This is a genomic window from Streptomyces sp. NPDC005202 (assembly GCF_040608235.1).
GTDB lineage: Bacteria > Actinomycetota > Actinomycetes > Streptomycetales > Streptomycetaceae > Streptomyces.
The window spans coordinates 19998-27320 of record NZ_JBEXHW010000057.1; the positions used below are offsets into that span (position 1 = coordinate 19998).

The following is a 7323-nucleotide window of genomic DNA, read 5'->3' on the forward strand; positions in this document are numbered from 1 at the left end:
GGGATCGGCTCTGCACGGTCGCTGTGCCTGAGCTGCGGGGACGCCTTGTGAGGCCGTCATTGTTAAAACCTGTGTGAGCGAGGGGCAACGAGCGCCGCTACTACCCGGCCTCGTAGTGTCCGAAGGCCCTTGAATTGGGCGCGCGGGTGTGCTGGCCCGGCTCACGGGAGCGCGGCAAGGCCTGGCGCTCCGTCAGGAGGCCGCATGTGCGGGACGAGCGGCGTGAAGGAGCCGAGTGGGGCGCCTGCCATCGGATCATTTGCGCCGTATGCCTGATTCCAGACGGACAAGTCCCCTATATCGCCCTGGGGTCATCTACTATCGAGCCGTCTTAGTGCAGGAAGACGGTGTGATCGATGTCACCGCGAGCCGTTGCAACCTTTTCCGAGGGGTCAACGGTGTCGACGAGTTGGTGCTTGTTCTGTTGGTAATGGCCTCAGCCTCTCGGTTTGGCCAGCTGGCCCAGAGTGATGCGCCGTGCGACCCCATTTTCGGAGTCGAGTGCCGGGGAATCACTGAGCGTTTTCAGCGTTGCTGCTCCAGGGTGAGGACGGCCTTGGCCATCGCCGTGAGGTGGCAGGGGCTGCAGCGGGCATGGCGTGATGATCCGCCAGCGCTTGAGCGTGGCGACGCCGCGTTCGACGTGCAAGCACCGCAGACACGGAGAGGCGGGGGCGGGCGTGGGCACGCCGGAGTGCATCGGCGACCAGGGCGCGGATCCGTTCGAACTGCGGACGGTTGCTGAGCGGGCCCAACTGGACGCCGTCCTCGCGCCCGTCGCCGACGTGCAGGGCGGCGGCCCGGGCCGCGAGCGACTCCACCCACTCGTCGTGGCGGTGCGCGGGGACGTACACGCGTTTGATGGCGAAGCGGACCTGGCCGCTGTTCAGGAACGCGTTCGTCACGATGTCGTCGGCGGCCTGCGAGGGGGCGGCGTCGTCAAGGACCACGGCGGGGGTCGTTGCCGCCGAGTTCGAGGGTGACGCGCCTGAGGTCCTCGGCCGCGGACACGGCGACCTTCTTCCCCGTCGCCGTCGACCCGGTGAAGCTGACCTTGCGGGGCGTGGGGTGGGCCGTCATGAGGGCCCCGAGCGGATCCCGCCCGCTGACGACGTTGAGCACGCCGGCGGGGAAGACCGGACGCAGCAGTTCGCCCATGAGCAGTGTGGCGAGCGGCGTGTACGGAGACGGCTTGAGCACCATCGTGTTGCCGGCCAGCAGGGCCGGAGCGATCTTCCAGACGTCCAGGATGACGGGGTAGTTCCACGGAGCGATGGCCGCGACCACGCCGAGCGGCCGGTGGACGACCTCCGCGAACCCGCTGTCGTCGTCCTGCACGACCTGCCGGGGGATGTCGAGGCCGGCGTAGTAGCGCAGCCACAGCGCGGCGTGCAGGACCTCGCCTGGTCGAGGGGCTTGCCCTGCTCCGCGGTGATGAGCGGCGCGAGGCGCTCGGTCCCCGCCTCCAGGGCGTCGGCACTCGCGCAGGGCGTAGCGGCGGGCCTTCTCGTCGAGGCGCCACGAGGCGAAGGCCCCTGCGGCTGCGGCCATGGCGGCGTCCAGTTCCCCGGGGCCGGAGTCGGGGGGCCCGGCCCACGACCTCCTCGGTGGCGGGGTCGACGACGTCGAAGGTGCCTGGGCCGGCGACCGCCGTGCCGTCGATGGTCATGGTGAGCTCGGTCAACGTTCCTCCCTCGTGGCCGGCCGACGCGGTAGGCGTCGGCTGCGGAGGCCGCCCTCGTGCGCGTGCCCGCGCGTCCGGGCGGACGGCGGGGCCGGGACGGCGGCCCGTTCATGCGCACCGCCTGTGGTCTGCCGCGCCGACGCGGCAGACCACAGGCGGTGGGTTCGTGGTGGTGTCGCCCGCCGGTCAGGTGGTGGCGAGGCTCGGCTCGGCGGCCGCGGCCTTCCTGGCGCTCTGCCGGGCGCTGACCAGCGCCAGCACGAGGCCCAAGGCGGCGCACGGCCTCGATGCGTCCGGGGTTTCGTAGTAGTCGGCGGCGAACGCCTGGAACGCCTTGGGAGTCGGGTCGACCAACAGCCCAACAGCCAGGCGGAGCCGTCGGGATCCGGATGCCCGTCGGGGAACTCGATGCGCCCGGCCTGCCAGCACGCGTCCCCGGCCCCATGCCACAGCTAAACCGTCTCTACGGGCGTCCCCTGCTCGTCGGTGAAGGCGGGCTCCTCGACATGGCCCAGGAACGGGGCGGGCACCGAGTCGACGACGCCCGGCCACGGCTCCGGCACGTCGTGGCGGTGGTACGGGCTCAACGGCGACTCGTGGTGGGAAGCCCCGTATATACGCGCCGGCGGGAGAGAAGACGATGTTGAACTCGTCGCCCGACCCGTTGCGCATCGAGGCGAGCTCTTCAGTGGGGGACCAACGGGAGTCGAACGCGTAGTACCGCTCGTCCTGCGGATTCAGCACCGCCTCGGCCATGGCGATCGACCGGCAGAGGTCGCGCAAGGACGGGACATCGGGAAGCGCCCGGGCAACATCGTGAACAGTCATGCCGCGCATTCAAGGGAACGCCACTGACAGCCTCCCGCCGGACCGACCATCCCCGAGCTCCGGTGCCGACGGACCGCCGTTGACGCTGCACGCGCCACTCGGCGATGGGCGGGGCCACCGTGCGGCCGGGGCAACGACCGGTCCTGACGAAACCGGAACTGGGTGGCCCGACGCTGTTGAGGAGCCGCTCCGGCGGGGTCGCTGCCGCCCGCTGGTCGGTGCGCGGCCGGTCACCGCGCACCGACCGTGATGATCGCGGTGACCATGGCGGCCAAGGCCCCCGCCACCGGCCAGGCAACCGTCAGTGGAGCCACCGTGGGCATCCCGCCACAGATCGGCGAGGAAGGCCACCTGTGGCTGGGTTCCGATCCGATGCGGGAGTACAATATTCATCGGTCGATGAATTGCTGCTCTTCTGAAAGGCGGGGCTGTGATGGAGCGGACCACGTGCTGTGTGGTGGGTGGTGGCCCCGCGGGCATGGTGCTCGCCCTGCTGCTGGCCCGGGCCGGCATCGCTGTGACGGTGCTGGAGAAGCACGGTGACTTCCTGCGCGACTTTCGCGGCGATACCGTGCACCCTTCAACGTTGGCGTTGCTGGACGACTTGGGTTTGGCTGAGCGCTTCGCCCGGCTGCCTCAGCGCCGGGTGCGCACCGTGCAGTTGCCTGTTGGGACCGGCCGATCGATGGTCACAGTCGCGGACCTCGCGGTGCTGCGCGGACCGTACAACTACGTGGCGATGGTGCCCCAGTGGGACCTGCTTGACCTCCTCGCCAACGAGGCCCGGCGCGAGCCGTCCTTCCAGGTGCGGATGAGCACCGAGGCGACCTCCTTCCTGATCGAACGCGGACGGGTGACTGGGGTGCGCTACCGCACCTCCGACGGCCGCGCCGGCGAGTTGCGCGCCGTCCTCACGGTCGCCTGCGACGGCCGCGGGTCACTGGCCCGCTCCCGGCCGGAACTGGGACTGCGCCGCTTCGACTGCCCGATGGACGCCTGGTGGTTCCGGCTACCGCGGCACGAGGGCGACCCGCGCGGACTCGTCGGCGGCGCCGGCGACCGCTTCCTGACCGCGATGATCGACCGCGGGGACTACTGGCAGTGCGCCGTGCTCATCTCCAAGGGCACCGACACGGAGCGCCGCGCCGCTGGCCTCGACCGCTTCTTGGCCGACTACGCCGCCGCCGTACCCTGGATCGCGGACCGTACCCACGCACTGCGCTCTTGGGACGAGGTCAAGCTCCTCGACGTGCACCTGGACCGTCTGCGCCGCTGGCATCGCCCCGGGCTGCTGTGCATAGGCGACGCCGCGCACGCGATGTCCCCGGTCTTCGGCATAGGCATCAACCTCGCTGTCGAGGACGCTGTGGCCGCCGCCCGGCACCTGGTCGAGCCGCTGCGCCGCGGGACCGTGGGCCTGCGCGACGTGCGCGCTGTGCAGCGCCGCCGCCGTCCCACCACGGTCGCGACGCAGGCGCTCCAGCGGATGGCCCATGCCTGCTTCATCGCTCCCCTCCTGCAGGGGCAGCCACCCCTCGGCAGCGTAGAGAGGGCCCAGCGCATAGCTGACCTGCTCACCGGGTCACGGTTGATACGCCGTCTCCCCGCATACTTCATCGGGTATGGCGCGCTGCGAGAGCGCCCACCGGACGCGGCCGTCCGATAGCTCCGGCCGCGATCACGACGCGCATGCAGGCGCTCGCCCACTGACCGACCTCGAGTTCGGCCTCCCAGTAGCCCGGTCCCGTCACCTCGATGCGATGGAACGAGTTGGTCGAGGCTGCGGATGAGAAGCAGCTGTCGAAGACGATCGCCCGCTACGGCCGCGTCGAAATTTGTGCATTGATGAGTTGGGTTACATGGAACTCGACCGCGGTGGCGGCGAGCTGCTCTTCCAGGTCCTGACCGAACGCGAGGCTGCTGGATGAAGTGGCCGCAGCCGTCGAGGACGTGCGAGACCTGTCGCGCGCGGACTCGCTGGCGCGGGAGATTTTCTCGGGCATCGCCAACAAATGGGCGCTCCTGATCATCAACGTCCTCGGTGAACGCACCCTGCGCTTCAGCGAGTTGCGGACGGGAATCGAGGTCATCAGCCACAAGATGCTCACCCAGAACCTGCGCATGCTGGAGCGAGACGGCCTGGTCGAGCGGACCGTGCACCCAACCGTGCCGCCAAGGGTCGAGTACACCCTCACCCAGCCGGGCCAGGCTCTACGCGGGATGGTCAATGGAATGTGCGGCTGGACCCGCCAGTATTTCGGTCATATCGAGGCCTCCCGCCGCCGCTTCGACGCCTGACTGCGCTGCGCTGCACACCGATGGCCACACCACCATCGCCGCCGCCCTCCGCCACTACCAGCGACCCCGGACAGCACTCGGACTCATCAGGCGAACAGGATCAAACGGCTTCACGCAATGACCCTGAGTCTCCCAGGGCTCCTGACCATGCCCTTGCGCTTTGTTGAGGCTCTTTGAAAAGGCTCCGTCCGCAGTTCCGTGATCCGGGAGACGACGCGCGGTCTTGCGGAAGCTGGCCGGCGGTCGGCTGCGGCAGCGCGTCGGCGCCGACGGCCTCTCCGCGCTGCAAGCGGGCCACGACATCCGGCAGGGTCTCCTCGGCGACCGTCACCGTGCGGTCGTGGAGATCCTTCAAACGGCGCAGAACCGAACGCGTGGTGAAGACCACGACGGCGATGACCAGCACGAGGGCGGCACCGCTTGCCGCCACCAGCAGGGCGACCCGACTCTCCAGCTGCCCTGCCTGGTCATCGACGTGGGCGCAGCTCCCGCAACCCGCTCTCGTTGAAGGTGTTCAACTGGGCGGAAAGAGTGTCATCGGCCGCCCGCCACTCGCGGACGCCGGGCGGCAGCGCGACGCCGGAAGGAATGTCCCGATGCTCGGAGATGACCGCTGATGTTGCTCCGGTTTGGTGGACACGGACCCCGATGACCTTCGCGGCCAGCACGGTCCCCAGCCCCGGCAGGGTGGTCAGCGTGGTGCGGGTGGCGGCGACGGCCTCGCGCATTTCTGCTTCGTTGTCCTTGACCTGCCGGTCCAGGCGGCGCAGGTCGGCCAGCAGGTCACGGGCTATGTCCCGGCGGCAGTTGTCGGTGGCCGTGACTGGCCGGATCCCCTTCATCAGGGCGGCGGCTTTGTCGGCCGACAGGCCGGTGGGGGCACCGCCAGGCAGGAGATCGCGCAGGACGGCGTGCAGTCGGTTGAGGACGCGGGTGCGTTCGTGGACCAGGTCGTTCCGCCGCTCGGTCAGCAGCCGCAGGATCGTCGTCTGGTTTTCCTGGGCCACGGGGCGCAGGTCGTGGCGGAAGAGAGCGACCTGCGCGACGTGGAGGGCGTCCTTGGCGTCGGTTTTGCGGTCGCCGCCGGTGGCCAGCAACCGTGCCCGGGCCGAGAGGGTGGAGGGCACATCGACCACGTTCTCGCCCGCGGCCGCCAGCTGCTGGGCGAGCGAGCGGCCCAGTCCACCGGCGCCCTCGACCGCGAAACGACGGTCGGGCCACTGCTCGCACCACCGCATCAGCTGGCGGAAGGTCCCGGCGTTGACGACGAACCGGCGCTGGGCCACCTGGTGGCCGGCGGTGTCGACGGCGACGGCGGTGTGGGACGACTTGTGGGGATCGATGCCGATCAGGATCACAGGCTGGTGCCCTCGCACTTGATGAGACAGGAAGGAAAGTGCGGCGGGCACCCTGACTTGAAGTCACCGTGTCACCTTCATGCCTCTGTCGAGCCACACCGCGCGGGTGTCGGCCGGCGGCGGCACGCTATCAGTGAGCCAGCCCGAAGGCGGCAAGGAGCACTGCGGGCCCGTGCCGATCGACACCCTGGACGCTACGGCTGCAGACCGAGCATCTGGGCTCAATTCAACAAGTCAGGAGCCTGTTGCCCCAGGCACTCGTCACAGTCCTGTCCTCCCGCCCGGCCGACGGTCTCGCGCTGACCGCCGCTTCCGGGAGGGGAACCGACAGCCATGACCAGCATCCTGCAGGCCGAGCCGATCGGGAAAGTCGTTGTCGGAGTCGACACCCACAAGTACGTCCACACCGCCGTCGCCGTGGACGTCGTCGGAGGTGCCCAGGGCACCATCAGCGTCTCCGCCGACCGCGGCGGCTACGAACAACTCGAAGCATGGGCCCGCCAGTTCGGCCAAGTCCTCGCCTTCGGTGTCGAGGGCACCGGCTCCTACGGTGCAGGGCTGGCGTCCCACCTGCGCAGACACGGCCACAAGCTGGTCGAAGTCAACCGGCCCGACCGTCGGGTGCGCCGCCAGCGCGGCAAGTCCGACCCGATCGACGCGGAGAACGCCGCCCGCGCAGTGTTGGCCGGGACCGCCACCGCGACCCCGAAGAGCGCCGAGGGCACGGTGGAGATGATCCGCCACCTCAAGATCGCCCGCGACGGCGCGGTCAAGGCCCGCACCCAGGCCATGGTCACCCTCAAGGCCCTGATCGTCACCGTCCCCGACGCGCTGCGTGAGCAACTCCAGGGCCTGTCGAAAATGGCGCTCATCGAGCGATGCGCCGGCCTGCGGCCGGGCCAGGTAACCAGCCCGGCGGCGTCCGCGAAGCACTCCCTGCGCGCCATGGCCCGCCGCTGGAAGGACCTCAACGACGAGGTCAAGGAGCACGACGCCCTGCTCAACCAGCTCACCAAAGCCCACGCCCCCGACCTGGTCGACGCCTTCGGAATCGGCGCGTACACCGCGGCAGAGGTGCTGGTCACCGTCGGCGACAATCCCGAGCGGATACGATCCCAGGCCGCGTTCGCCAAGCTCGCCGGCGTCTGCCCGGTC

General features: G+C 69.7%; 8 protein-coding genes and 2 pseudogenes. 4 read left to right on the forward strand and 6 right to left on the reverse strand.

Going from position 1 to position 7323, the window contains the following annotated elements:
- Positions 1–512: 512 nt before the first annotated feature.
- From ABZV31_RS36615 to ABZV31_RS36630, 4 genes and pseudogenes are all read right to left on the reverse strand, one after another.
- On the reverse strand, positions 513–950 hold the full coding sequence (locus ABZV31_RS36615; RefSeq protein WP_355901160.1) for an aldehyde dehydrogenase family protein: 438 nt from the start codon (positions 948–950) through the stop codon (positions 513–515).
- Positions 940–1596: pseudogene (locus ABZV31_RS36620) on the reverse strand (aldehyde dehydrogenase family protein); the annotation flags it as partial. The pseudogene ABZV31_RS36620 and the gene ABZV31_RS36615, both read right to left, overlap by 11 nt.
- 274 nt (positions 1597–1870) lie before the next feature.
- Positions 1871–2038 carry a hypothetical protein gene (locus ABZV31_RS36625; protein WP_355901161.1) on the reverse strand — a complete coding sequence of 56 codons (168 nt, stop codon included), beginning with the start codon at positions 2036–2038 and terminating at the stop codon, positions 1871–1873.
- Between the two features lie 98 nt (positions 2039–2136).
- Positions 2137–2271: a hypothetical protein gene (locus tag ABZV31_RS36630; RefSeq protein ID WP_355901162.1), complete on the reverse strand. Its 135-nt coding sequence runs from the start codon at positions 2269–2271 to the stop codon at positions 2137–2139.
- 674 nt (positions 2272–2945) lie between these two features.
- On the opposite strand from ABZV31_RS36630, the gene ABZV31_RS36635 reads away from it, so the two are divergent.
- The 3 genes and pseudogenes from ABZV31_RS36635 (at position 2946) to ABZV31_RS36645 (ending at position 4810) form a co-directional block, all read left to right on the forward strand.
- The gene (locus tag ABZV31_RS36635) at positions 2946–4178 is read left to right on the forward strand and encodes an FAD-dependent oxidoreductase (protein ID WP_355901163.1); all 1233 of its coding nucleotides are present in this window, start codon (positions 2946–2948) and stop codon (positions 4176–4178) included.
- A 98-nt stretch (positions 4179–4276) separates the two neighbouring features.
- Positions 4277–4428 (forward strand): annotated as a pseudogene (locus ABZV31_RS36640) (ATP-binding protein); the annotation flags it as partial.
- 13 nt (positions 4429–4441) lie between these two features.
- Positions 4442–4810 carry a helix-turn-helix domain-containing protein gene (locus ABZV31_RS36645; protein ID WP_355901164.1) on the forward strand — a complete coding sequence of 123 codons (369 nt, stop codon included), beginning with the start codon at positions 4442–4444 and terminating at the stop codon, positions 4808–4810.
- 100 nt (positions 4811–4910) lie between these two features.
- Here ABZV31_RS36645 and ABZV31_RS36650 read toward each other — a convergent pair whose 3' ends face one another.
- Both ABZV31_RS36650 and ABZV31_RS36655 read right to left on the reverse strand, forming a co-directional pair.
- Positions 4911–5216, reverse strand: a complete 306-nt coding sequence (locus ABZV31_RS36650; protein WP_355901165.1) for a hypothetical protein — start codon at positions 5214–5216, stop codon at positions 4911–4913.
- Between the two features lie 61 nt (positions 5217–5277).
- The gene (locus ABZV31_RS36655; protein WP_355901166.1) at positions 5278–6168 is read right to left on the reverse strand and encodes an IS110 family transposase; all 891 of its coding nucleotides are present in this window, start codon (positions 6166–6168) and stop codon (positions 5278–5280) included.
- A 333-nt stretch (positions 6169–6501) separates the two neighbouring features.
- On the opposite strand from ABZV31_RS36655, the gene ABZV31_RS36660 reads away from it, so the two are divergent.
- Positions 6502–7323, forward strand: an 822-nt coding sequence (locus tag ABZV31_RS36660) for a transposase (protein ID WP_355901167.1), incomplete at its 3' end; no start/stop codon positions are given.